The sequence below is a fragment of the Rhodoplanes sp. Z2-YC6860 genome (genome assembly GCF_001579845.1).
Taxonomy (GTDB): domain Bacteria; phylum Pseudomonadota; class Alphaproteobacteria; order Rhizobiales; family Xanthobacteraceae; genus Z2-YC6860.
This window is the reverse complement of sequence record NZ_CP007440.1, coordinates 2,783,602-2,808,235: the sequence shown is the minus strand read 5'-3', so window position 1 is coordinate 2,808,235 and position 24,634 is coordinate 2,783,602. Positions and strand designations below refer to the sequence as shown.

General features: G+C 64.3%; 18 protein-coding genes. 9 read left to right on the top strand and 9 right to left on the bottom strand.

What is annotated here, in order from left to right; translation table 11 throughout:
- Window positions 1-11: 11 nt before the first annotated feature.
- Both RHPLAN_RS12965 and RHPLAN_RS12960 read right to left on the bottom strand, forming a co-directional pair.
- Complete coding sequence (locus RHPLAN_RS12965) at window positions 12-1,319, bottom strand: TRAP transporter large permease (protein ID WP_068018293.1); 1,308 nt, start codon at window positions 1,317-1,319, stop codon at window positions 12-14.
- 1 nt (window position 1,320) lies between these two features.
- On the bottom strand, window positions 1,321-1,863 hold the full coding sequence (locus RHPLAN_RS12960) for a TRAP transporter small permease (protein WP_084246532.1): 543 nt from the start codon (window positions 1,861-1,863) through the stop codon (window positions 1,321-1,323).
- A gap of 125 nt (window positions 1,864-1,988) precedes the next feature.
- Between RHPLAN_RS12960 and RHPLAN_RS12955 the strand changes: the two genes are divergently transcribed.
- From RHPLAN_RS12955 to RHPLAN_RS12930, 6 genes are all read left to right on the top strand, one after another.
- On the top strand, window positions 1,989-5,609 hold the full coding sequence (locus RHPLAN_RS12955; RefSeq protein ID WP_237180128.1) for a hydantoinase B/oxoprolinase family protein: 3,621 nt from the start codon (window positions 1,989-1,991) through the stop codon (window positions 5,607-5,609).
- A 72-nt stretch (window positions 5,610-5,681) separates the two neighbouring features.
- Window positions 5,682-5,927 (top strand): hypothetical protein, encoded by a 246-nt coding sequence (locus RHPLAN_RS12950; RefSeq protein ID WP_237180127.1) that lies wholly within the window; start codon window positions 5,682-5,684, stop codon window positions 5,925-5,927.
- Window positions 5,928-6,068: 141 nt separating this feature from the next.
- Entirely contained in the window at window positions 6,069-7,031 is a 963-nt protein-coding gene (locus RHPLAN_RS12945; protein ID WP_068018281.1) for a Bug family tripartite tricarboxylate transporter substrate binding protein, read from the top strand.
- A 3-nt stretch (window positions 7,032-7,034) separates the two neighbouring features.
- Complete coding sequence (locus RHPLAN_RS12940) at window positions 7,035-8,195, top strand: cobalamin-independent methionine synthase II family protein (RefSeq protein ID WP_068018280.1); 1,161 nt, start codon at window positions 7,035-7,037, stop codon at window positions 8,193-8,195.
- Window positions 8,196-8,471: 276 nt separating this feature from the next.
- The gene (locus RHPLAN_RS12935) at window positions 8,472-10,103 is read left to right on the top strand and encodes a S8 family peptidase (protein ID WP_068018277.1); all 1,632 of its coding nucleotides are present in this window, start codon (window positions 8,472-8,474) and stop codon (window positions 10,101-10,103) included.
- A 12-nt stretch (window positions 10,104-10,115) separates the two neighbouring features.
- Window positions 10,116-11,459, top strand: a complete 1,344-nt coding sequence (locus RHPLAN_RS12930; RefSeq protein WP_068018275.1) for a hypothetical protein — start codon at window positions 10,116-10,118, stop codon at window positions 11,457-11,459.
- Window positions 11,460-11,465: 6 nt separating this feature from the next.
- On the opposite strand, the gene RHPLAN_RS12925 is transcribed toward RHPLAN_RS12930, so the two are convergent.
- Both RHPLAN_RS12925 and RHPLAN_RS12920 read right to left on the bottom strand, forming a co-directional pair.
- The gene (locus RHPLAN_RS12925) at window positions 11,466-13,034 is read right to left on the bottom strand and encodes a DHA2 family efflux MFS transporter permease subunit (RefSeq protein ID WP_068018272.1); all 1,569 of its coding nucleotides are present in this window, start codon (window positions 13,032-13,034) and stop codon (window positions 11,466-11,468) included.
- A gap of 28 nt (window positions 13,035-13,062) precedes the next feature.
- Window positions 13,063-14,280 carry an HlyD family secretion protein gene (locus RHPLAN_RS12920; RefSeq protein ID WP_068031109.1) on the bottom strand — a complete coding sequence of 406 codons (1,218 nt, stop codon included), beginning with the start codon at window positions 14,278-14,280 and terminating at the stop codon, window positions 13,063-13,065.
- A 201-nt stretch (window positions 14,281-14,481) separates the two neighbouring features.
- On the opposite strand from RHPLAN_RS12920, the gene RHPLAN_RS12915 reads away from it, so the two are divergent.
- A complete protein-coding gene (locus tag RHPLAN_RS12915; RefSeq protein WP_068018270.1) occupies window positions 14,482-15,126 on the top strand; it encodes a TetR/AcrR family transcriptional regulator in 645 nt (214 codons plus the stop codon).
- 78 nt (window positions 15,127-15,204) lie between these two features.
- Here the strand turns inward: RHPLAN_RS12915 and RHPLAN_RS12910 are convergent, their stop codons facing one another.
- The 3 genes from RHPLAN_RS12910 to RHPLAN_RS12900 all read right to left on the bottom strand — a co-directional run bounded on the left by RHPLAN_RS12910 (window position 15,205) and on the right by RHPLAN_RS12900 (window position 18,381).
- Window positions 15,205-16,173 (bottom strand): TIM44-like domain-containing protein, encoded by a 969-nt coding sequence (locus RHPLAN_RS12910; RefSeq protein WP_068018266.1) that lies wholly within the window; start codon window positions 16,171-16,173, stop codon window positions 15,205-15,207.
- Window positions 16,174-16,298: 125 nt separating this feature from the next.
- Window positions 16,299-16,853: a hypothetical protein gene (locus RHPLAN_RS12905; protein ID WP_068018263.1), complete on the bottom strand. Its 555-nt coding sequence runs from the start codon at window positions 16,851-16,853 to the stop codon at window positions 16,299-16,301.
- A gap of 133 nt (window positions 16,854-16,986) precedes the next feature.
- Window positions 16,987-18,381, bottom strand: coding sequence for an extensin-like domain-containing protein (locus tag RHPLAN_RS12900; RefSeq protein ID WP_084244817.1), 1,395 nt, complete (start codon window positions 18,379-18,381; stop codon window positions 16,987-16,989).
- A gap of 150 nt (window positions 18,382-18,531) precedes the next feature.
- Here RHPLAN_RS12900 and RHPLAN_RS12895 point away from each other — a divergent pair, with 150 nt between their 5' ends.
- Window positions 18,532-18,765 carry a DUF2798 domain-containing protein gene (locus RHPLAN_RS12895; protein ID WP_068018262.1) on the top strand — a complete coding sequence of 78 codons (234 nt, stop codon included), beginning with the start codon at window positions 18,532-18,534 and terminating at the stop codon, window positions 18,763-18,765.
- Complete coding sequence (locus tag RHPLAN_RS12890; RefSeq protein WP_068018261.1) at window positions 18,765-20,069, top strand: amidase; 1,305 nt, start codon at window positions 18,765-18,767, stop codon at window positions 20,067-20,069. Before RHPLAN_RS12895 ends, RHPLAN_RS12890 begins: the two co-directional genes overlap by 1 nt.
- Window positions 20,070-20,494: 425 nt before the next feature.
- Here RHPLAN_RS12890 and metH read toward each other — a convergent pair whose 3' ends face one another.
- Together metH and RHPLAN_RS38370 are read right to left on the bottom strand one after the other, a co-directional pair.
- The gene (gene metH, locus RHPLAN_RS12885) at window positions 20,495-24,226 is read right to left on the bottom strand and encodes a methionine synthase (protein WP_068018253.1); all 3,732 of its coding nucleotides are present in this window, start codon (window positions 24,224-24,226) and stop codon (window positions 20,495-20,497) included.
- A 16-nt stretch (window positions 24,227-24,242) separates the two neighbouring features.
- Window positions 24,243-24,629 carry an endonuclease domain-containing protein gene (locus RHPLAN_RS38370; RefSeq protein WP_084244815.1) on the bottom strand — a complete coding sequence of 129 codons (387 nt, stop codon included), beginning with the start codon at window positions 24,627-24,629 and terminating at the stop codon, window positions 24,243-24,245.
- Window positions 24,630-24,634 lie beyond the last annotated feature (5 nt).

Sequence of the window (24,634 nt, the reverse complement as noted above, 5' to 3'; positions counted from 1 at the left end):
CACGTTTGAATTCAGGCTGGGAATGCGAGCCTTGGCAGCACCATCACGATGCTCGGGAACACCGTGATGATGGCGACCGCCAGGACCAGCAGGAAGAAGAACGGCAGCGAGGCTTTCGCGACGAAATTGGAATCCTTGCCGCTCATGGTCTGCAGCACGAACAGGTTGAAGCCGACCGGCGGCGAGACCTCGGCCATCTCGACCACCAGCACGACGAAGATGCCGAACCAGACGAGGTCGAAGCCCGCCGCCTTGATCATCGGGATCACCACCGCGGTGGTCAGAACGATCATCGAGATGCCGTCGAGCGCGGTGCCGAGCACGATGTACATCACGGTGAGCGCCGCGATCAGCGCATAGGGGCTGAGATTGAAGTGGCCGACCCATGTGGCGAGCGCCTGCGGCACGCCGGTATAGGCCATCGAGGTGGACATGTACGACGCACCGGCCAGGATCAGCATGATCATGCAGGTGACGCGTGTCGCGCCCATCACGCTCAGGAAGAACGACTCCCAGCTCAGCATGCCGTGATACCAGGCGATGGCGAGCGACCCCATCACGCCCCAGGCGGCACACTCGGTCGCGGTCGCCCAGCCGAACATCAGCGCGGCGAACACCAGCAGGATCAGCAGCATCGTCGGAATGAGCTGCGCGGATTCGCGAAGTTTCTCGCGGAAGGTCAGCGCCGGCTCGGGCGGCGGCGTCTTTTCCGGATGCAGCAGCGACCAGATCGCGATGTAACCCGAATAGAGCGCCATCACCAGGAAGCCCGGCAGAAAGCCCGCCAGGAACACCTGGATGATCGAGACATTGGCCTGCACCGCATAGATCACCATCATGATCGACGGCGGGATCAGGATGCCGAGCGTGCCCGCGCCCGCAAGCGAGCCGAGGCTGATGTTTTCGTCATAGCCGCGCTTCTTCAATTCAGGCAGCGCGATCTTGGCCACGGTGGCGCAGGTCGCAGCCGACGAGCCCGACACCGAGCCGAAGATGCCGCAGGCGAGCACGTTCACATGCATCAGCCGGCCGGGAATGCGGTTGAGCCAGGGCGCCAGCCCGCGAAACATCTCCTCCGAGAGCTTGGTGCGAAACAGAATCTCGCCCATCCAGATGAAGAGCGGCAACGCGGCGAGCGTCCACGACGCGCTGTTGCCCCACACGGTCGTCGCCAGCACCCCGCCCGGCGGCACGCTGCCGCCGACGAACAACATGCCGGCATAGCCGCAGGCCATCAGTGCGATTGCGATCCACACCCCGCCGGCCAAAAGGACGGTGAGCAGCACCAGGAGGACGAGCGCGATCTCGATCAGGTCCACGTTAGACCCCGCTCTGGATCGCCTGCTCGACCACCTCTTCGGCGGTCTGCGGCTTGGGCTTCTCGTAGCGTGGCAGGTTGCCGCGCAGCACGTGGACAAATTCGTCCACGAAGGCGATCAGCAGGATGATCAGCCCGAGCGCGTAGCCGATCTGCGGGATCCACATCGGGATCGAAATCACGCCCTGCGACATCTCATGGAAGCGCCAGGAGTCGCGCACGAGCTGGCAGGCGTAGAACGCGAAGAAGGCGATGAAACCGATGCCGATGACAAGGCAGACAAGCTCGACCCAGTGCCGGCTCCGTTCGGGCAATTTGTCGATCAGCAGGCCGACCCGGATCATCTCGCCGTGCCGGAAGGTGTGAGCGAGGCCGAGGAAGGCCATTGCTGCCATGCACCAGGACACGAAATCGTCGGCCGCCGGAATATTGAGGCCGAGCGGGCGGCCGGCGGACAGCGCCATCATCAGCACGAAGATTGCCAGCATGAAGGCGCCGGCGAGATAGCCCGAAAACAAGTAGAGCCGGTCAAGGAAAGTCCGCATGATCCCCGTCATCCGCCATTCCGCGCCGTAAGCACCTTGCGGCCAGAATGCATCCCTTGGTTCCGAGGAGGCGTGCTATGCACGAGCTTCGGAATGTCGGTCCGATGATGGCGTTTGAGACAGGTATGAAGCAAGCGAAACCCCAAAAAAACCAGATGGACTTCTGGATCGATCGTGGCGGCACGTTCACGGACATCGTGGGCCGGCGGCCCGACGGCACCTTGGTGGCCCATAAGCTCCTGTCCGAGAACCCGGAGGCCTATCGCGACGCCGCCGTCCAAGGCATTCGCGACCTGCTTGGCCTAGCAAAAGGCGAGCCAATCCCGCAGGGCCGCGTCGGCGCCGTGAAGATGGGGACCACGGTCGCCACGAATGCGCTGTTGGAGCGCAAGGGCGATCGCACACTGCTGCTGACAACCAGAGGTTTCCGAGACGCGCTGCGCATCGGCTATCAGGCGCGGCCGAAGATCTTCGCCAAGCACATTATCAAGCCTGAAATGCTGTTCGAGCGCGTCGCCGAGATCGACGAGCGCATGCGCGCCGACGGTACGGTGGAAAAGAAGCTCAACCTCGATGAGGCACGCGCCGAACTGGAGCGTGCGCTCAAGGACGGCATCAAGGCGGTGGCGATCGTTTTCATGCACGCCTATCGCTATCCGGAGCATGAAAAGGCCGTCGCCAAGCTCGCTCGCGACATGGGCTTTCCCCAGGTCTCCGTCAGCCACGAGATTTCGCCGCTGATCAAGCTCGTCGGCCGCGGCGACACCACGGTGGTCGATGCGTATCTCTCGCCGATCCTGCGCCGCTATGTCGCAACCGTGGATTCGGAGCTCGATGCCCGAAAGTCGGGCGCCCGGCTGATGTTCATGATGTCGTCGGGCGGCCTCACCGCAGCCGAGCTGTTCCAGGGTAAGGACGCGATCCTGTCCGGACCCGCGGGCGGCGTGGTCGGCATGGCCGAAACCGGCCGCGAGGCCGGTTTCAAGAAGCTGATCGGCTTCGACATGGGCGGCACGTCGACCGACGTGTCGCACTACGACGGCGAATACGAGCGCGCTTTCGAGACCGAGGTCGCCGGCGTGCGCATGCGCGCGCCGATGATGCTCATTCATACGGTCGCGGCCGGCGGCGGCTCGGTGCTGCACTTCGACGGCTCGCGCTTCCGCGTCGGCCCCGGCAGCGCCGGCGCCAATCCCGGACCGAAATGCTACCGCCGCGGCGGGCCGCTCGCGGTGACGGACGCGAATGTGCTGGTCGGCAAGCTGATGCCGGATTTCTTTCCGAAGATTTTCGGACCCGAACAGAACCAGCCGCTCGACGCCGACGAGGTGAAGCGCGCCTTCACCGAACTGGCCAAGGAGGTCGGCGAAAAATCGCCAGAGGAGATCGCTGACGGCTTCATCAAGATCGCCGTGGAGAACATGGCGAACGCGATCAAGAAAATCTCGGTGCAGCGCGGCTATGACGTGACGCGCTACGCACTCAACTGCTTTGGCGGGGCCGGCGGCCAGCATGCCTGCCTGGTTGCCGACGCGCTCGGCATGACCGAGGTGCTGATCCATCCGTTCTCGTCACTGCTTTCAGCCTACGGCATGGGCCTCGCCGACATCCGCGCGACGCGGCAGCTCGCCATCGAAGAGACCCTCGGCGCCAAGTCGCTTGCGGCGATCAAGCGCGAAGGCACGCGGCTCGGCAAGGACGCCAAGGCCGAGGTCGCAGGTCAGGGCGTTCCGGCCGGCAGCATCAAGGTCATCGTCCGTGCCCACATCCGCTACGCCGGCACTGACACGGCGCTGATCGTCGAAGCCGGCACGCTCCCCAAGATGAAAGCCGCCTTCGAGAAGGCGCACAAATCGCGCTTCGGCTTCATTGACCGGACCAAGGAACTGGTCATCGAGGCCGTGTCGGTCGAAGCGGTCGGCGGCGGCGCCAAGTTCCGCGAGCGCAATCACAAGACGACGCGTGGCAAGCTCCCCTCGCCTGCGCGCAAGACGGAGTTCTTCTCCGGCGGCAAATGGCACAAGGCCGCGGTCTACACCCGCGACCAGCTTGCGCCGGGCCAGAAGGTCAACGGCCCGGCCATCGTCATAGAGCCGCACCAGACCGTGGTGGTCGAGGACGGCTGGCGCGCCGTGATCACCGCCAAGAACCACCTGGTGCTGGAGCGCTACGTGGCGCTCAAGCGCGCACAGGCGATCGGCACCAAGGCCGATCCGATCATGCTCGAGGTGTTCAACAACCTGTTCATGTCGATCGCCGAACAGATGGGCGTGTCGCTGCAGAACACCGCCTATTCGGTGAACATCAAGGAGCGGCTGGACTTCTCCTGCGCCGTGTTCGCGGCCGACGGCTCGCTGGTCGCCAACGCGCCGCACATGCCGGTGCATCTCGGCTCGATGGACCGCGCCGTCGAGACCATCATCCGCGAGAACAAGGGCCGTATCAAACCGGGCGACTCCTATCTGATCAACGCGCCGTACAACGGCGGTACGCACATCCCGGACCTTACGGTCTGCACGCCGGTGTTCGACAAGGCCAACAAGAAAATCCTGTTCTGGGTGGCGAGCCGCGGCCATCACGCCGACATCGGCGGCATCGCGCCGGGCTCGATGTCGCCGGTCGCGACCTCGATCGAAGAAGAAGGCATCTATATAGACAACTTCAAGCTGGTCGATCGCGGCCGCTTCTGTGAGAAGGAGCTCTACGAGCTTCTGACCAAGGCGAAGTATCCGGCGCGCAACCCGCTGCAGAACGTCAACGACCTCAAGGCGCAGATCGCGGCCAACGAGAAAGGCCTGCAAGAACTGCACAAGATGGTCGGCCTGTTCGGCCTCAACGTCGTGCACGCCTACATGAAGCACGTGCAGGACAATGCCGACGAGAGCGTGCGGCGTGTCATCGAGCGGCTGCACGACAGCGAGTTCAGCTACGAGGCCGACCAGGGCAACGTCGTCAAGGTCAAGATCACTGTCGACAAAAAGAAGAGAGAGGCGACGGTCGACTTCACCGGCACCTCGCCGCAGCAGGGCAACAACTTCAACGCGCCCGAGCCGGTGACGCGGGCCGCAATTCTCTATGTGTTCCGCGTCATGGTCGACGACGACATTCCGATGAATGCCGGATGCCTGCGCCCGATCAACATCAAGGTGCCTGACGGATCGATGTTGAAGCCGCATTATCCGGCGGCGGTCGTCGCCGGCAATGTCGAAGTGTCACAGATGGTGACCGATACGCTCCTTGGCGCGCTCGGCGCGATGTCTGGCGCGCAAGGCAGCATGAACAACGTCAATTTCGGCAACGACAAGTATCAGTATTACGAGACGATCTGCTCGGGCTCGCCGGCCGGTCCCGGATTTCCGGGCACCGACGCCGTGCACACGCATATGACCAACACGCGGCTCACCGATCCGGAGATTCTCGAATTCCGTTATCCTGTGCTGCTCGAAGACTTTCACATCCGCAAAGGCTCGGGCGGCAAGGGCAAATGGAACGCGGGCGACGGCATCATCCGCACCATGCGGTTCCTGGAGAAGATGGAATACACCATCCTCTCCGGTCACCGCCGCATCCGGCCGTTTGGTCTCGCCGGTGGCGAGGATGGCCAGATCGGCGAGAACTGGGTGCGTCGAAACGACGGCCGCATGGACCGTCTCAAGGGCGCCGACGCCACCGTCGTCGATGCCGGCGAAGCGATCATCATCCAGACGCCGACCGCAGGTGGTTACGGCAAGCCTGGTGGAGATTAGCCCCGCTGCATGTCGGACGGAAAAAACAAATATCAATCTCGGGAAAATCGAGCGCGGGTCCGGGACATTCTCATGCGCGAATGGGATCCGATTGGTGTTGCTGGCGTCCCCGAAGCGGCCGATGAATACGACGGCTACGTCGGCACCGTCTATGTGATGCTGATGGACCAACGCGCAGGCAAAGAGCGGATCGCTGCCTATCTTTTTGACGTCGCCACCAAACACATGGGAATATCCGCGCACGCTTCCGTTGCCGAACGCTCGGATAACGCCGCCGCGGTGTTGATCTCCATGCGCTCGGAATTCGAGACGCACTGACTCACCCGGACATAATCTGCCCGCTATCGCGCATGACCGCGGCAAACCATGACGAACCGCATGGCCGCTGCAACGCGCGGACGCTGGACAAGCCAAGCTCAGCACCGCACCGTCCTCCGACAAAAACAAGGGAGGATGGACATGCTGCGCAGGATCGCGATTGCCATCGCACTCGCACTGTTGCCCACCGCGCTTGCCCACGCGCAGAGCACCTGGCCCGACCGTCCCATCAAGCTCGTGGTGCATGTGGCCGCGGGCGGCGGCGTCGACCTGATGGCGCGTGTGCTGGCCGACAAACTCAGCCAGCAGATGTCGCAGCGGGTGCTGATCGAGAACATGGGCGGTGGCGGCGGCGCCATCGCGGCACGCACCGTCGCGAAGGCCGATCCCGACGGCTATACCTTCCTGTTTGTCGGACCGGGTCACGCTGCGGTGCCGTTCATGCACAAGCAGCCGCCTTACGATCCGATCAACGATTTCATACCCGTGTCGCTGGTCACGCAGTTTCCGCTGGTGGTGGTGATCAACCCGAACCTGCCGGCCAAGAACCTCGCCGAGTTCATCGCGCTGCTGAAGAAGGAGCCCGGCAAGCACACGTTCGGCTCGAGCGGCATCGGCGGCTCGTCCCACATTCCAGTCGAGATGCTGATGCACATGGCGAACGTGAAGATGACCCATGTGCCGTTTCGCGGGAACGGCCCCTCCTCCGCGGCGCTGATCGGCGGGCAGATCGACCTGATCATCGACGGGCTCGCGCCGCAACTCGGCAACATCGCCGAGAACCGCGTGCGCGTGCTCGGCGTGACCACCAAGGAGCGCACGCCGTTCCTGCCGGATGCGCCGGCGGTGTCCGAAACGCTGCCCGGCTATCAGTTTCCGATGTGGGTCGGGTTGTTCGCGCCGGCCAAGACACCGCGCGACATCGTCGAGCGGATGTCGGCCGAGATCGCCAAGGCGGTGCGCGATCCAACGACGAAGCAGCGCTACACCGAGGTCAAGGTCGACGCGGTCGGCTCGACGCCTGAGGAATTCGACAAATTCTTCCGCGAGCAGCTCAAGTTCAACGAAGACATCATCAAAAGAGCGAACATCCAGCAGGATTGAGTTATGCGAAGAAGCGACAACCGGATTCTCACCACCCATTGCGGCAGCCTGCCTCGCCCGCCCGAACTGTCCGACCTGCTGCTGCGACAGGAGGCCGGCGAACACATCGACGAAGCGGCGCTGCATCGCGGATGCGCCGACGCGGTCGCGAATGTGCTGAAGGCGCAGATCGCGGCGGGCATCGACGTGGTCAGCGACGGCGAGCAGCCGCGCGTCGGCTTCTCCATGTATGTGCCGCTGCGCATGGAAGGCTTCGGCGGAGAATCAACACGGCCTTCGCCGCGCGATCTCGACGACTTCCCGCTGTTCAGCGAACGGCTGCGGCAGAAGCGCGGCCGGAGGAACCGCATCGCCAATCCGCCCAAGGCGATCGGCGAGGTGCGCTATGTCGGCCTCGACGCGGCGCAGGCGGAGTTCGATCTGTTCAAGGGCGCGCTGGCTCGGTTGCCGCAAAAGCCTGCCGAGTCGTTCATGACGGCGGCCTCGCCCGGCATCATCGCGACCACGATGGTCAACGAGTATTACGACTCGTACGAGACTTACGTGTTCGCGCTGGCGCGCGAGTTGCGCAAGGAATACGAGGCGATCGTCAAGGCCGGCTTTCTGCTGCAGCTCGACGCGCCCGACTTCGGCCTCGAACGCGCACGGATGTTCAAGGACAAGACCGACAAGGAATTCCTGCGCGCCATGGAGCTCAACGTGGAGGCGATCAACCGCGCCACTGAAGGGCTGCCGCGCGAGAACATCCGCCTGCACATCTGCTGGGGCAACTGGGAAGGACCGCACACCCACGATTTCCCGCTGTCGGGTTTGTTGCCGATCCTCTATGGCGCCAAGGTCGGCGCACTCAGCATCGAGTTCGCCAATCCACGGCATCAGCACGAATACGAGGCACTGCGAAAGAATCCGCTGCCAGCCGATATGGTTCTCATCCCGGGCGTGATCGACACCACCACGAATTTCGTCGAGCATCCCGAGGTGGTCGCGAACCGGATCTGCGAAGCGGTGAAGACGGTCGGCGACCGCAGCCGCGTGATCGCCGGCACCGATTGCGGATTCGGCACGTCGGCCGGCAATGAAGCGGTCTCCCCCGACGTGGTGTGGGCCAAGCTCGCCGCTTGTCACGAGGGCGCCCACATCGCGAGCAAACGGCTTTGGAGTTAACGTCACCTCCGACAGCGGGAATATCCAGACACCGACGGCCGGAGGTTACGGGACACCACAACCATTCACTTCATCCACGTTGACTTCCCTTAGGGGTTGAATGACCATCTTCGCATTCGTGTCTCGTCGGGATGACACCGAGTCATGGCCAAGAAACGTCGGACGTCATCTCCTGCGCAACAACAACCTCCGACATCTCCGGCCAATGCGGGCACACCCCTAAGCAACGCAACCGCCGCTGGCGCACAGCCGACGGCTGGCGCGGATACACCGCCTTTGTTCGACAAAAGGAATCTCGACAACTCGCCGATCTCGCTGCCTTTGCTGGCGGAAATCGACAAGAATGCGCAAAACGACAAGGCATTCGCAGACGGTGCATCGGGCAAACTCGAAGCAATTTTCGACATCATCATCGACGTCAATCTCGAATACGCGGGCGGCCGCCGCGAGGCGCGAACCGTTCTCTGGAATCAGATTGAGCAACTGCCCGGTGTAACCAAGACAAGCGGCGCCGCCACGCCACCGGCTCAACCGGCTGCTCAACCGGCTCAACCGCCAAGCCCGCCGGACGATTCGCGGTTTCAGGGCATTCATGCCGCCAAGAGCATGTACAGCCAGCAATACCTGTTCGGCCGCCTGACCGCCCAAAACATCCGGGCCATTGTCAGAGATTGCGAAGAAAAGCGCCGCAAAGGCGGATCGAGCGCCTCACCGCTCTATCGCGTCTGGCTCGATCACGCGGTCCAGGTGTTCACCAACAAATCGATCAGCACGGTCAAAGCCGACGCCGCGCGCAACGCGTTCGGCACGCTGGGCAAGGATATCGTCTGGGCCGTTGCCGATACAGGAGTCGACGGCAAGCACCCGCATTTCAAGCTGTACGACAATCTCGGCCTGGACGCTCCGCTGGAGCATCGCGACTTCACGCCGGATTCGATCTCCCAGCCGCATTCGGCGGATCAGGCCTGCACCGACAAAATGGGGCATGGCACCCACGTCGCGGGCATCATTGCCGGCTACTTCACCACCCAAAGACCGACCGACAAGGATGGGAATCCGTTGACGGCGCCGCAGCGCATCGAGGCGCTGGTCCAGCGCCGCGACGAAAGCGGCAATCAGAATCCCGCCACGCTCAAAGACATAACGACCATGTCCGGCATGGCACCGGCCTGCAAGATCCTCAGCCTCAAGGTTCTGGACGACAGCGGCCGCGGCAATGCGAGCAATCTGATTGCGGCGCTCGAGTACATCCAGGAGCTGAACGGCGACGGCCGTCGCATCCGCATTCACGGCGTCAACCTCAGCGTCGGATACGACTTCGAGCCGAAATGGTTCGCCTGCGGTCAAAGCCCGTTGTGCATCGAGGTCAACCGGCTGGTGCGCTCCGGCGTCGTGGTCGTGGTTGCGGCTGGCAACACCGGCTATGGCCAGATCCAGTCAGCGGCCAAGGGACCGACACCCGCAGGCCTCGATCTGACCATCAACGATCCGGGCAACGCCGATCTCGCGATCACGGTCGGCTCCACGCACCGCGACATGCCGCATGTCTACGGCGTTTCGTATTTTTCCTCGAAGGGCCCGACCGGTGACGGCCGGCTGAAGCCCGATCTGGTGGCGCCGGGCGAGAAGATCATCTCGTGCGCGAGCGGCGACAGCGCCGAAGGCGCCGCCGAAGCCACAACGGACAACGCCATCGTTGCAAAATACAAGGAGGACAGCGGCACCAGCATGGCAGCGCCGCATGTTTCAGGCGTGATTGCGGCATTTCTGTCCGCACGGCGCGAATTCGTCGGCCAGCCTGAGGCCGTGAAGGACATTTTTCTTTCAACCGCGACCGATCTCAAACGCGCCGTGTATTTCCAGGGCAAGGGACTGGTCGACCTGATGCGAGCGATTCAATCCGTGTAAGGAGGTTTTCAAATGGACGCCATTGCCGGAATTCCATTTTTTCCCCTCGAAATCGACAAGACCGGAAAGGTTTTCAATTCCTCGCAAGTCGATGCGATTGTCGCGGCCGTCTCGCAAAGCGGCCCCGGCAAGCTGACCGATCTGTTCGTTGTCTCTCATGGCTGGAACAACGACATGGCGGACGCCCGCCAGCTCTATGACGGCCTGTTTGGAAACGTGGCCGGTCTTCTGCAGAACCGCGCGCCCGCGGCGCGCAAGTTCGCCATCGTCGGCGTGTTCTGGCCGTCAAAGAAGTTCACCGATGCAGAGCTGATCCCTGCCGGCGGCGCCGCAAGCCTCGGCATGGCAGCCGGCGGCGGCGCGGGCGCCGATCTGCCGGCGTCCGCCGTGAAAGCCAAGCTCGACAGCCTTCAGGGCGTCTTCGACAAGAGCGACCCGGCAGCGTTTGCCAAGGCCAAGCAGCTTGTCGACCAACTCGACAACAGCACCCAGGCTCAACGGGATTTCGTCGATCTCATTCGCGGGATGCTGCCCGCGCATCCTCAGGACAAGACCGACGATGCCAGTGACAAATTCCTAAGCATGAAAGGCGACGACCTGCTGGATAAGTTCCGCCTGGCCGTCATCCCGACGGCGCAGCCGGCCGGCGACAGCGGAGGGGTCGCCGCGCTCGGAGACCTGGACGCGCAAGGCCAGGCGGCGGGCTTCGGCGATTTGTTCTCCGGCATCAAGGCCGCCGCGAACCGCCTGCTGAACTTCTCGACCTACTATCAGATGAAGGAGCGCGCCGGTTTGGTCGGCAACGGTCTCAACGGCGCCCTGCAAAGCATCCGCAATGCCCGCACCGACCTGGCGCTGCATCTCATCGGGCACAGCTTCGGCGCGCGCGTGGTCACGGCGGCCGTCGATGGCGCCGCGGCGCTCAAACCCAAGAGCCTCACGCTGCTGCAGGGCGCGTTCTCGCACAACGGCTTCACCGGGCATTTCGACGGCACTCATGACGGCTTCTTCCGCAAGGTGATGTCCGCAACCAAAGTCGCGGGCCCGATCGCCGTTACCCACACCGTCAATGACAAGGCGGTCGGGCTGGCCTATCCGCTGGCGTCGCGCATCTCCGGCGACAATGCCAGCGCGTTCGGCGACGAGAACGACGTGTTCGGCGGCCTCGGGCGCAATGGCGCCGTCAAGCTGCAGACGAACGAGCACATCGACGGCCGGCTGCTTGCGACGAACGGCCAGTATCAATTCACGTCCGGCAAGATTCACAACTTCAATGCGGACCAGTTCATCTCCGGGCACAGCGACATCACCGGCCAGCAGGTGGCCAATCTCGTCGTCGCCGCTGCCGGCGTCTGACGCTGCTCAGTGCCCGCCGCTCCCCGCGGCGGGCGCGGCCGCCGGACGCTTCATCATCATGCCGAAGGCGGCAAGCACGACGAACAGCACCGTCAGCATCAGGAACACGTCGGCGAAGCTCAGGACCTCAGCCTGCTGCCGCGTGATCAGCATCATCTCTTTCAGCGCCATCGACTGCGCGCTCGAGCCGAAGTCGTGAAACCGCGCCGTGAGGTTTGCCAGCATGTCGGTCGCCGGTCCTCGCGACCAGTTGGTCGAGTCGTGCAGCCGCGCCAGATGCAGATCCCAGCGCTTGTTGAGCATCGTGGTCAGCACCGCGAGCCCGATCGCACCGCCGAGATTGCGCATCAGGTTGAACAGGCCCGACGCGTTCTTGATGCGCTCCGGCGCGAGCGTGCCGAGCGCCACATTGGTCACCGGCACGATCGAGGCCATCAGGCCGATGCCGCGGAACACCTGCGGCCAGAACAGCTCCCAGAAGTCCCAATCCTTGGTGACGTAGTGCATCTGGAAGGTGCCGAGCGCGAACATCAGGAACCCGCCGATCAGGAGAAAGCGCGGATCGTATTTCGCGGCGAGCCGCCCGACGATCGGAGCCACCATGAACATGGTGAGGCCTGAGACGAACAGCGTCTCGCCGATCATCAGCGAGTTGTAGCCGCGGATCGCCGCGAGATAGACCGGATAGAGGTAGGTCAGGCCGTAGAGGCCGATGCCCAGCACAAACGAGAACAGGCTGCCGACCGCGAAATTGCGATCCGTGAACGCGCGCAGATCGACGATCGGCTGCTTCGCCGTGAGGACGCGCCAGAAGAAGGCGATGGCCGACAGCGCCGAGACGATGGCCGCATAGAAGACCGCGTCCTCCTGGAACCAGTCCTTGCGCGGCCCCTCCTCCAGCACGTATTCGAGCGTGCCAAGGAAACCCGCCATCGTGATCAGGCCGATCCAGTCGAAGTAGTCGAGCAGGCCGTAGTCCGGCTTGTCGAAGTCGATCAGCACCAGCGCCGCGACCGTCACCACGATGCCCGGCACGACGTTGATGAAGAACAGCCAGTGCCACGACAGCGCGTCGGTCAGATAGCCGCCGACCGTAGGCCCGATGGTCGGCGCGAGCGTCGCGACGAGGCCGACCAGCGGCACGATCGTGGCCTGCTTCGACTTCGGGAACATGGTGTAGATGCCGGCGAACACGGTCGGCACCATGCCGCCGCCGATGAAGCCCTGCAGGGCGCGCCAGACGATCATGCTGTTGATGTCGGTGGCAAAGCCGCAGGCGAAGCTCGCTGCCGTGAAGCCGGCAGCCGACACCGCGAACAGCGTCCGCGTGCCGAGCGCGCGGGCGAGGAAGCCTGACAGCGGGATCGAGATCACCTCGGCGACCAGATAAGAGGTCTGCACCCACGGAATTTCATCGCCCGAGGCCGCAAGACCCGCCTGGATCTCGTTGAGCGACGCCGACACGATCTGGATGTCGAGGAACGCCATGAACATGCCGAAACACATCGCGATGAAGGCGAGCATCCTTCTCGGATCGATGCGGTCGGCATTTGCGGCACTGACTTGAGCGTCCATGACACGCTCCTGAAATTGACGAGTGAATTCAGTTCGTCGCGGTGCGGGTCTGCGGCGCGAGCGAAGCGACCGCGCCAGGCTTGGTGTTGATGTCGACGATCACCGACATGCCGGGGCGCAACTCGTTGCGGCCCGCGACGGCGGCCGGCACGCGGACGCGCACCGGAACGCGCTGCACGATCTTGGTGAAGTTGCCGGTGGCGTTGTCGGGCGGCAGTAGCGAGAACACTGCGCCCGAGGCCGGCGCCACGCTCTGCACCACGCCTTCGATCTTCTGGCCGGGCAGCGCGTCGACCTTGATCGACACCGGCTGGCCGGGGCGCAGCCGTCCGAGCTGCGTCTCCTTGAAGTTCGCGTCGATATAGACGTCGGAGAGCGGCACCAGCGCGGCGATCCGCTGTCCGGTCTGCACGAAATCGCCGGGCTGCACCGCGCGGTTGCCGATCACGCCGTCGACCGGCGCTTTGATTTCGGTGAAGCTCAGATCGCGCTCCGCTTTGGCGAGCGCCGTCTTGAGCTCGGCGAGCGTGCCTGAGGCCTCGCGCTTCTGCGCCTCGAGCACGGCGACGTTGGCGACTGCGCCCTCGATGGCAGCATCGGCGCTTTTCACTGATGCCACCGCCTGATCGCGGTTGGCGATCGCCTGCTCCAGGGTCTGCTTGCTGGCGAAGTCCTTGCCGTTCAGCGCCTGCTGGCGCTCGTATTCGGATTGCATCCGGACCTGCGCGGCCTTGGCGGAGACGAGCTGCGCCCTGGCCTGCTCGACCACCGCCTGCTGCGCCGTGATCTGGCGGTCGAAGCGCTCGACGGTGGCCTGCTGCGTCGTGACCTTGTCGCGCGCGGAGTCGACCGCGAGCTTGTAGTCGCCGTCGTCGATCCGGGCGATCACCTCGCCGGCGCGCACCGGCGTGTTGTCGTCGAAGGCGAGTTCGGAAACATAGCCCGACACCTTGGCGCCGAGCGTGGTGTTGTTGGCCCGCACATAAGCGTCATCGGTCGACACCTGGAAGCGTCCGACGGTCACGTAGTTGGTGCCGAACCACGCGGCCGCGGCGAGCGCCAAGGCGGCCGCGCCGCCAAGCAGAAGCTTCCGCTTGGCCTTGATGCCACTAGCCGCCTTGGCCTCCGTCGGTGTGGTGTCGGCCTGCGGCGCCGCTTCAGGGGATGGCCCCTTCAGCTCGGCGAGCTGTCCATCGGCAGGAACAACGCTCAGACTTGAGGCCTCTCGGCTTTTGCGCTGCAACATGACCGCCTCCACATGTGACCGAACCGTTCGGTCAATGTGGAAATACGCCCGCCCTCAGGAGAAGTCAATATGACCGAACCGTTCGGTCATTGCCTTTTCGCACAGCCTGCGCCATATGAAGGGCAAGGCTCGAAACCACCCCGAATCGGGCGGTCCCGGCCCAAAAGGCCCCAATCACGAGCCAAGCTCGGGAGAGATGCCATGAATGCTGCAGCGATTGCCGTCCTGGATCGGCCGCCGGAAACCGGCGAAGACAGCGCCAAGCGTCGTCAGATCGTCGAAGGCGCGCGCCAGATGTTTCTGTCCCACGGCTTCGATGCCGCCAGCATGGCAGACATCGCCAAAGCGGCCGGCGTCTCCAAGGGCACTCTCTATGTCTACTTCAAGGACAAGGAGGAGTTGTTCCGCGCCATTGTCCTATTGGAGTGTGCCTCCCAGGCGGAGGGCATCTTCGACCTCGACCATAACGACCATGACGTCGCCGGCGTCCTCACCCGCCTCGGAAACGCCTATGTCAGCTTCCTCTGCAGGCCGGAAAAAGCCTCCGCGTTGCGGACGGTGATCGCGATCGCCGACCGGATGCCATCGATCGGCCAGGTGTTCTATGAGACCGGTCCGTCAAAAGGCATCGCCAAGCTTGCTGCCTATCTCAAAGCCCAGACCGAGGCCGGCGTGCTCACTGTTGACGATTATGAGGTTGCGGCCTCGCAGTTCATGGAGAGCGGTCACGGCACGCTGTTCAAGCCGGTGCTGTTCAACTTCGCCCCTCCCCCGAGTCCCGAGCGGGTGAAACACGTCGTCGACATCGCGGTGCGCATGTTCATGGCGGCTTACGGCGCGAAGTAACCGCGGCCACGCTCTTCAAAAGAAAATGGCCGGGCCTTGCGGCCCGGCCGGCGCGTCGCCTGAACGCACCTTGATCAGTTAGCTGGTCTGCTGAATGCCCGAGAGCAGCCAGTGGCCGCCGCGGGTGCGCCGGAACGTCCACAGCTCTTTGGCTTCCGACGGAAGCTGTTCGATCAGCTTGCCGTCGTCGCGCGCAACGATGCGGTCCTTGAGCGAGTAGCGCATCGACACGGTGGCGTATTCATCGCTGCCCTCGCGCCAGGCTTCCGACAGGTCGCCCTGCAGCAGCTTCACGTCGCTGATCTGGTTCACGTCGCCATTGCTGGCGTTGTGCGCCATCTCGTCGGAGTAATAGGACAGCATCTCCGGCGTCACACGCGAGCGCAGCGCGGAGAGATCCTCGCGGCCGTAGGCCGTCTGGATGTCGCCGAGCATCTTCTCGAACGTGTTGAAGTCGTCGGGCTGCAATTCGATCGGCTGGCCCTGTGGCGCTTCGTTCGCCTGCGAGCCGCCGCCGAACAGACCGCCCAGCATCGACTGCTGCTGCGGACGGCCATCGCCGCCGTTCAGGCCCTGACGATACGACGGGCCGCCTGCGGTCGCGGGCTCGTTGCGGCGCTGCCACCAGGCCCAGGCCAAGCGGGCGACAATCACCACAAGGATGATCTGGAAGAGAAGGCCGATGAACGAGGCGAAGCCGCCCATGCCGCCGAGGAAGCCGTGGCCGAACAGCATGCCGAACAGGCCGGCACCGAGGAAGCCCGCGGCCAAGCCGCCGAGCATTCCACCGCCAAACATGCCGCCGAACAGGCCGGGACGCGGCGCGGTGGCCGGGGTACCGGGGCGAGCGGCCGACGGCTGCGTCATGGTGCGATCCATCGGACGCGCCGCGTTTGGTGCCGTCGCAGTCGGCGCTGGCGCCGAGTAGGTGCGGCTGCCACGGCTGCCGAAACTCGACGACGGCCGCGCATCCGCGGTGACGACGGTGAAAGACAGTGCGGCGAACATCGCCGCGAGAGCTAACAACCGGCGGGAGTTGCGAAACATGGGTCGTCCCTCTTGATGAGCCGATAATCGGCTTCTATCGACGCATTATATCGTGAGGGAAATGGCATTGGGGTAGAGGCGCAGCATAGTGCCGCAGCGTCATTAATGCCTTGGTTTCCCTCGCTTTATTGCACTGCAATATCACGAAACTCTGGATTGATGGAGTTTCCGATGCTGGTGAGGCAGGCCCGATAGGCCGGCAGCACCTCGGCCACCCCGTTCAATGGCAAACGCACAATCGTGCCTTCGGTTCGGATCTCAACATACGTTTGTGCTGCGAACCCCATCACCTTTCGGGCGTCAGTGCCCAGGTCGATGTCGATCAAATCCCTGCCATGCACGGCCGCGGCCGGCTTGAACTCGGCGCCATCGCCGGTCACGAGCGTCACGGCGATGTCGCGCGCACCCGAGAACGACCAGTCTGCGGCGCGCACGCGAAGCAGCACGATCTCCCGGTCGGCCGCGATCATGAACTGCGGCTTGCCGGGCTGCGGGTTCGATGCCTCCGAGCGCGGCCCCATGATGCAATGGCTCACGTGCTGCTCGCCGCCACGGACTGCGATCCAGGTGCCGGACGCAGTGTCGAGCTTGCGAACCGGCGCGCCGGATTGAGCGGCGACGTCGGTCACCGCGGCGGTTGCGGCGATGGCGGCCACGGCAAGGAGAACGGTGCGGATCATGGTTAACTCCCCTGATACGCATCAGACGTCCGGACGGCCCGCCGGGTTCAGGCGACCGATACAGGCGATACATTTTTCATGAAACGGCGGACGGATGACCGATGAAGCCGGCCAGCCCCGCTCGTTGACGCCGCTAGTTGACCTGGTGCCGCTTGGCGGTCCAGTCGATCGCGGGCCGCGGGCCCGGCTCCTCGACCCAGTCGTTATCATCCGCAGCCGGGTTGTTCGGCGCCGGATGCCGCGCAACCGAGCCGGTGACACCTGGATCGCGGCGATCGCCACGCCAGGCGAACGGATCGCTGGCCTGATCGGTCGGCGGATCGTAGCGCCGTGTCGGAGGCGCCTCGTACACACGCCGCGATGCGTACACGGGATTCTGCCGCGCCCGCGCTGCCACGACATCGCCGTCGACCGCGCCCGGCTGGCAGATGCGCCGGCCGCTCGCGCGCCGCATCAGATCGACATGGATGTGGTCATAGTGGAAGGCGTTGGAGCCCGGCGCCAGCACGGTGGTGAACTGATCGCACGCCGCGCCCTGCACATCGCGCAGAAAGCCCTGCTCTTCCGGCGAGCCTTTCCAGCCGTCCTTGACGGTGATGCGCCGGCCGTCGGCGAGCACGAAGGCCGCAACGTCGAGCGCGTTGCCGAAGGCGTGCTCCGAGATCTTCGCGCCCGGCTGGCCATTCATGCCGCGGCACGAATAGGCGGAGATCTGCTTGATCTCGGCGACCGGCTGGCGAAACCATTTGTTGGCCGCGGGCTGCACCGAATTCGCGATCCAGTGATCAAGCGCTGACACGATCGGACATGCGAGCGTTGCGGCAGGCTTCACCTCAACCGGTTGCGAAGCCGCGACCTGCTGCGGCCGTGGCGGACCAAGCGGCGGGAGTGGACGCGACGGCTGCGACCGCACGGTCGGCGGCGCGCCGGGCTGCGCGTAGTCGGGCAGTTCCTCTTCGGCCTCCGGCGGAGGCGGCGGCGCCTGACGGTATTGCGGCTGGCTGTAGGTCTGCTGCGGCGGCGGATTGTATGAGGGCTGCTGCTGATAGCCGGGCTGCACGCGCTGCCAGTCCGATGGCGCGCGCAAGTTCGAAGGCGGCGCGCCGAGCTGCTGATAGCCGCCCTGCTGCGCGCTGCCCGGCGCTTCGATCGACATCGGCGCGCCCGGCGGCGATGGCTGGGCGTCGTAAGACTGCCGCGAGATCGGCCAGCGCGGTTGCGCGGCTTGCGGTGCACCGGGGATCGCACCGGGCGGCCGTACCGCCTCGTCGAGATAGCCCATCGCAGAGCTTTCTCCGAGCGCCGAGATCTTGAGCGGGAAATCCGCGCCGCACATGCCGGGTCCGTCGATCGGCGAGATGCGGACGACGCCCGGGCCTTCGCGCACGGTTCCGGAGTTCAGGCAGGCGAGCTCGGCTTCCTTGCGCCAGGGGGCGCGCTGCTCGTAGCTGAAAAAACTCCGGCCGCAGCCCGCAAGCGCGACCAGAATGATGCTGCCAGCAAGAATCCAACTCACGCCACGCGACATGGGCCGACAATGTGAGCAATTCCCTTAAGGACCCATTAGCGATGCCGGAAAGATCATGGTGAACGATCGGTTGACGCGGCCTTGATCCGCGGAAGCTTTTCGGGTGAAAACCTCCATCGGCGGGGCAGATTGCGCCTCGGGGGAACTCTGATGGACGGCAAGGCGCGGTTTATCCTGGTGACCACCATGACGTCGGTCATGGTTCTGATGGTCACGCTGGTTGCCACTCTCCTCAACATCGGCCTGCGGCACGATTTTCTATTCCAGTGGATCAAGGCCTACCTGATCGGCTGGCCGATCGCGGCCGTCACCGGTTATTTCTTCATGCCAGCCGCACGACGCGTCACGACGCGGGTCGTGAGCCTGATCGACGGCACCGCCTGATGCTCTCCGCACTCGACTTCGCCCGCCGCGTCGAAAGCGGCGAACTGACACCCGCGCGGATGCTGGAGATCTGCGCCGAGGCCATCGCCAAGCGTGAGGCCGAAGTCGGCGCTTTCGTCACGCTCGATCTCGACGGCGCCCGCAAGGTCGCGCAGTCCGAGACGCTGACGAGCAAACCGCTGCGCGGCATTCCGGTGGCGCTGAAAGACATCTTCGACACCTCCGACATGCCGACCGAGTACGGCTCGAAGCTCTATGCCAACTACAAGCCGAAAGCCGATGCATCGCTGGTGGCGCTGACGCGGCGCTTCGGCGGCATCATTCTTGGCAAGACCGTCACCACCGAATTCGCCCATTCCGATCCGGGCAAGACTCGCAACCCGCACAATCTCGCTTACACGCCGGGCGGCTCGTCGTCGGGCTCCGCCGCGGCGGTCGCGGCGGGCTTCATCCCGATTGCGACCGGCAGCCAGACCGGCGGCTCGGTGATCCGGCCCGCGAGCTACTGCGGCGTTGCGGGTTACAAGCCGTCCTACCGGATGCTGCCGACGATCGGCATGAAATGCGTGTCCTGGCATCTCGACACTGCGGGCTTGTTCGGAGCCTCGGTCGCCGACGTGGCCTTTGCGGCGGCGGTGATGGGCGAGCGCGATCTGCGCATCGATCAGCGCACACCGGTGACGCCACGGATCGGCGTGCTGCGACATCAACCGTGGCCGGCAGCGTCGGACGAAATGGCAGCCGCGCTCGATGCGGCGGCGCGGGCCGCCTCCTCGGCCATGGCCCGCGTCAAGGATGTGCTGCTGCCGCCGGTGCTCGCGGCCGCATTCCGGGCGCATGGCACCATTCACAGTTACGAGGCCGCACGCTCGCTCGCCGCCGAATACGACCGCGCCAATGAGCTCAAAGGCACGGGCAAGAATGCGATCGATCCGATCGGCAAGGGCACCCGCGAACTGATCGAACAGGGCATGAAGGTCACGGCCGAGGCCTATGACGATGCCCGGCGCACCTCGCATCAGGCCCGCAAGGCCATCAACGACCTGATGACCGACTTCGACGTGATCCTGTCGCCGTCAGCGCCCGGCGCGCCGCCCAAGGGACTGACCTCGACGGGCAACTCGACCTTCAACCGGCTCTGGACCCTGATGGGCACGCCCTGCGTGAACGTGCCGGGCCTCACCGATAACAATGGACTGCCGCTCGGCATCCAGGTGATCGGCCGGTTCGGTGCTGACCGGGCGACGCTCGAGGCGGCTTCGTTTGTCGAGTCGGCGATCGCCCGACGCAGCCAGCCCGCGTAGCCCGATACTCCAGGCAGGTTGTATTATTCCTGACCCTATTCTGACGCGAGCGGCATAGCCGCAGATTATTCGCTATGCCACGGATGAATACATATTCAACTTCAGATACTTGATCCTATTTCGGACCGCTCGGAACGGTACTGCAATGCAGTATGTTTGTCATTTGGAGCCCGCTGGGCGCCTGGGTAGACTCACTCCCAGTTCAACCGAGGAGGTCGATGGTGGACTTGGCTTTGCGACTGAACGTGCTCGCCGTTTGCGCAGCGATCGCTTTCGTCGGCGCCATCCTGATCATGTTCTGAGTTGAGGTCGGACGGTTCGCTCAAGACCAATCCGTAATAAAGCGGCATAAGGTGCACACCGGAGGGCTTCACCCTCCGGTGTTTCGTTTTGCGAGACCTCTTAAGCGGCTGTCTTATTTTGGGTCAGGCCGCGGCGTCGCGAGCCACGGCGTTCGGATTGTAGTTGAGGACCGGCGCAAGCCAGCGCTCGGCCTCGGTAAGGCTCCAGCCCTTCCGCTTGGCGTAGTCCTCGACCTGATCGCGCTCGATCTTGCCGACACCGAAGTAGTGACTGTCGGGGTGGCCGAAGTAGAGCCCTGAGACCGACGCGCCCGGCCACATCGCAAAGCTCTCGGTGAGCTTCACCCCGATCCGCTCGCCGTCGAGCAGCTCGAACAGCGTGCCCTTCTCGGTGTGATCGGGCTGCGCCGGATAGCCCGGCGCAGGCCGGATGCCGCGGTACTTCTCGGCGATCAGATCGGCATTGCTCAGCGCCTCGTCCGCAGCGTACCCCCAGAATTCGGTGCGCACCCGCTGGTGCAGCCGCTCGGCGAAGGATTCGGCGAGCCGATCGGCCAGCGCCTTGACCATGATCGACGAGTAGTCGTCGTTGGCGTTCTTGAAACGGTCGGCGACCGCATCCTCGCCGATGCCGGCTGTGACGATGAAGCCGCCGACATAGTCCTCGTGGCCCTTCGGCGCGACGAAATCGGCCAGCGCCACATTGGCCCGGCCTTCACGGCGCGTGAGCTGCTGGCGCAGCGTGTGCAGCGTCGCGAGCGGCGCGCCGCGCGTCTCGTCGGCGAACACCGTGATGTCGTCGCCGGCGCCATTGGCCGGCCAGAAGCCCAGCACGGCGGCGGCCTTGAACCAGCGCTTGTCGACGATCTCCTTCAGCATCTTCTGCGCGTCGTCGAAAAGCGGACGCGCCGCCGCGCCGACGATCTTGTCGTCGAGGATCGCCGGGAACTTGCCGGCGAGCTCCCAGGTCGAGAAGAACGGCGACCAGTCGATCGTGGCGATCAGCTCCTCGATCGAATAGTCCTCGATCACGCGCGTGCCGAGGAACTGCGGCTTCACCGCCTTGAACGCGCCCCAGTCCGGCTTGAAGGCGTTGCCGCGCGCGGCCGCGAGCGTGAGCCGCTGCTTGTCCTCCTGAGCCCGCGCATGGGTCGTCGCGATGCGGGCGTATTCCTCGCGCACCTCGCCGACATATTTCGGACGGCTGTCGCGGCCCATCAGCGCGCCGGCGACGCCCACCGCACGGCTCGCGTCCGTGACATAGACGGCCTGGCCGCGGCGGTAGTTCGGATGCACCTTCACCGCGGTGTGCACGCGGCTCGTGGTGGCGCCGCCGATCAGGAGCGGCAGGTCAAAGTTTTGCCGCTCCATCTCGGCCGCGACATGACACATCTCGTCGAGCGACGGCGTGATCAGCCCGGACAGGCCGATGATGTCGCAATTCTCTTTCTTGGCGGTCTCGAGGATCTTCGCGGCCGGCACCATGACGCCGAGGTCGATCACCTCGTAGTTGTTACACTGGAGCACGACACCGACGATGTTCTTGCCGATGTCGTGGACGTCGCCCTTCACGGTCGCCATCAGAATCTTGCCCGCGGAACTCCGGCCGGTGCCGCCGCGTTCGGCCTTTTCCTTTTCCATGAACGGCATCAGATGCGCGACCGCCTGCTTCATGACGCGCGCCGACTTCACCACCTGCGGCAGGAACATCTTGCCCGAGCCGAACAGGTCGCCGACCACGTTCATGCCGGCCATCAGCGGGCCCTCGATCACCGACAGCGGCCGGTCGGCGACAAGCCGCGCCTCCTCGGTGTCCTGATCGATGAAGTCGGTGATGCCGTGCACCAGCGCGTGCGACAGCCGCTTCTCGACCGGCCATTCGCGCCAGGCGAGATCGGCCTGCTCCTTCTCCTTGCCGGCGGCGCCGCGGAAACGGCCGGCGATCGCCAGCAGCCGCTCGGCCGCGTCGGGCCGCCGGTTGAGCACAACGTCCTCGCAGGTCTCGCGAAGCTCCGGATCGAGATCGTCATAGACCGCCATCTGGCCGGCGTTGACGATGCCCATGTCCATGCCGGCCTTGATGGCGTGATAGAGGAACACCGAGTGCATGGCCTCGCGCACCGGCTCGTTGCCGCGGAACGCAAACGACAGATTCGACACGCCGCCCGACACGTGGCTGCAGGCGCAGGTCTGGCGGATGCGCCGCGTGCCCTCGATGAAGGCCACGCCGTAGCCGTTGTGCTCCTCCATGCCGGTCGCGATCGCGAAGATGTTCGGATCGAAGATGATGTCCTGCGGCGGGAAGCCGACCTCGTTGACCAGGATGTTGTAGGCGCGGCCGCAGATCGCGACCTTGCGCTCCATGGTGTCGGCCTGGCCCTGCTCATCGAAGGCCATCACCACCACGGCCGCGCCGTAGCGGCGCACGCGCTCGGCATGCTTGATGAACTCCGCCTCGCCCTCTTTCAGCGAGATCGAGTTCACCACCGGCTTGCCCTGGATGCATTTCAGGCCGGTCTCGATCACCGAGAACTTCGACGAGTCGACCATCACGGGCACGCGGGCGATGTCGGGCTCCGCGGCGATCAGATTGAGGAAGGTCTTCATCGCCTCCGCGGAGTCGAGCAGGCCCTCGTCCATGTTGACGTCGATGATCTGGGCTCCGTTCTCGACCTGGTCGCGCGCCACCGCCAGCGCCGCGGTGTAGTCGCCGGCCGTGATGAGCTTCCGGAATTTCGCCGAGCCGGTGACGTTGGTGCGCTCGCCGACGTTCACGAACGGAATTTCCGGCGTGAGCGTAAAGGGCTCGAGGCCCGACAACCGCAGGAACGGCTTCGCCTCCGGCACCTTGCGCGGCGGGCTCTTGCGCACCGCTTCGGCAATGGCGCTGATGTGCTCCGGCGTGGTGCCGCAGCAGCCGCCGACGATGTTGATCAAGCCGGTTGCGGCAAACTCGCCGAGATTGCGCGCCATGTCGTCCGGCGTTTCGTGATAGTGCCCGAACTCGTTCGGCAGGCCGGCATTCGGATAGGCGCAGATCAGCGTGTCGCAGACCCGCGACATGTCGGCGATATGCGCGCGCATCTCCTCGGCGCCGAGCGCGCAGTTCAATCCGACCGAAAGCGGAGCCGCGTGCCGCACCGCGTTCCAGAACGCTTCCGGCGTCTGGCCGGACAGCAGGCGCCCGGAGCGGTCGGTGATGGTGCCTGAAATCATCACCGGCACGTCGATGCCGCGCGTCGCGCATTCGTCCATGATGGCGAAGATCGCGGCCTTGGCGTTGAGCGTATCGAAGATGGTCTCGATCAGCAGGACATCGGCGCCGCCCGAGAGCAAGCCCCGCACCTGCTCGCCATAGGCCTTGCGCAGATCATCGAACGTCACCGCTCGATAGCCCGGATTGGCGACGTCCGGCGAGATCGAAGCGGTGCGGTTGGTCGGACCAAGCGCGCCAGCGACGAAGCGCGGCCTGCCGTCTTCTTCGGCCGCCTTCGTCGCGGCCTCACGTGCGAGCCGCGCGCCCTCGACGTTCAGCTCGTAGCTGATATCCGACATGCCGTAGTCGGCCTGCGCGATCGTGGTCGACGAAAACGTGTTGGTCGAGACGATATCGGCGCCGGCCTTGTAATAAGCGTAGTGAATGTCGCGAATCGAACTCGGCCGCGTCAGATTGAGCAGATCGTTGTTGCCGCGCACCTCGCGATTCCACGCGTCAAAACGCGCACCGCGATAGCCTTCCTCATCCAGCCCCAGCGACTGGATCATGGTGCCCATGGCGCCATCGAGCACCAGGATGCGCTCGGATGCGAGCGACTGGATCAGCTTGCGAGTCTTACCAGCGGATAACTTGGTCATTGCACGAGCCACTTGCTCAGGTCTGTTCCCTCTCCCCTTCGGGGAGAGGGCTAGGGTGAGGGGGAGGGGGAACAGGTCTCAATGTGTTCAGAATGCTTTCCAGAACGCCGTCCATGTTCTGGAGTACGTCGTTGTTCCAAAAGCGAAGGACAAGATAGCCTTGCGCTTCGAGAGCAGCAGTCCTCTCAGCATCCCGATCTTGTTGCGTGGCATGCTGGCCGCCATCGAGTTCAAGGATTAAACGCGCAGACTCGCAGCAGAAGTCCGCGATGTAGTGACCGATTGTGACCTGCCTGCGAAATTTCAAACCATTCAAACGGCGGTCGCGCAACCGGAACCAAAGCTTACGCTCGGCGTCGGTTTGATCGCGCCTCAGTCGTCGAACTGTGGATACAATTGGCACCGTAC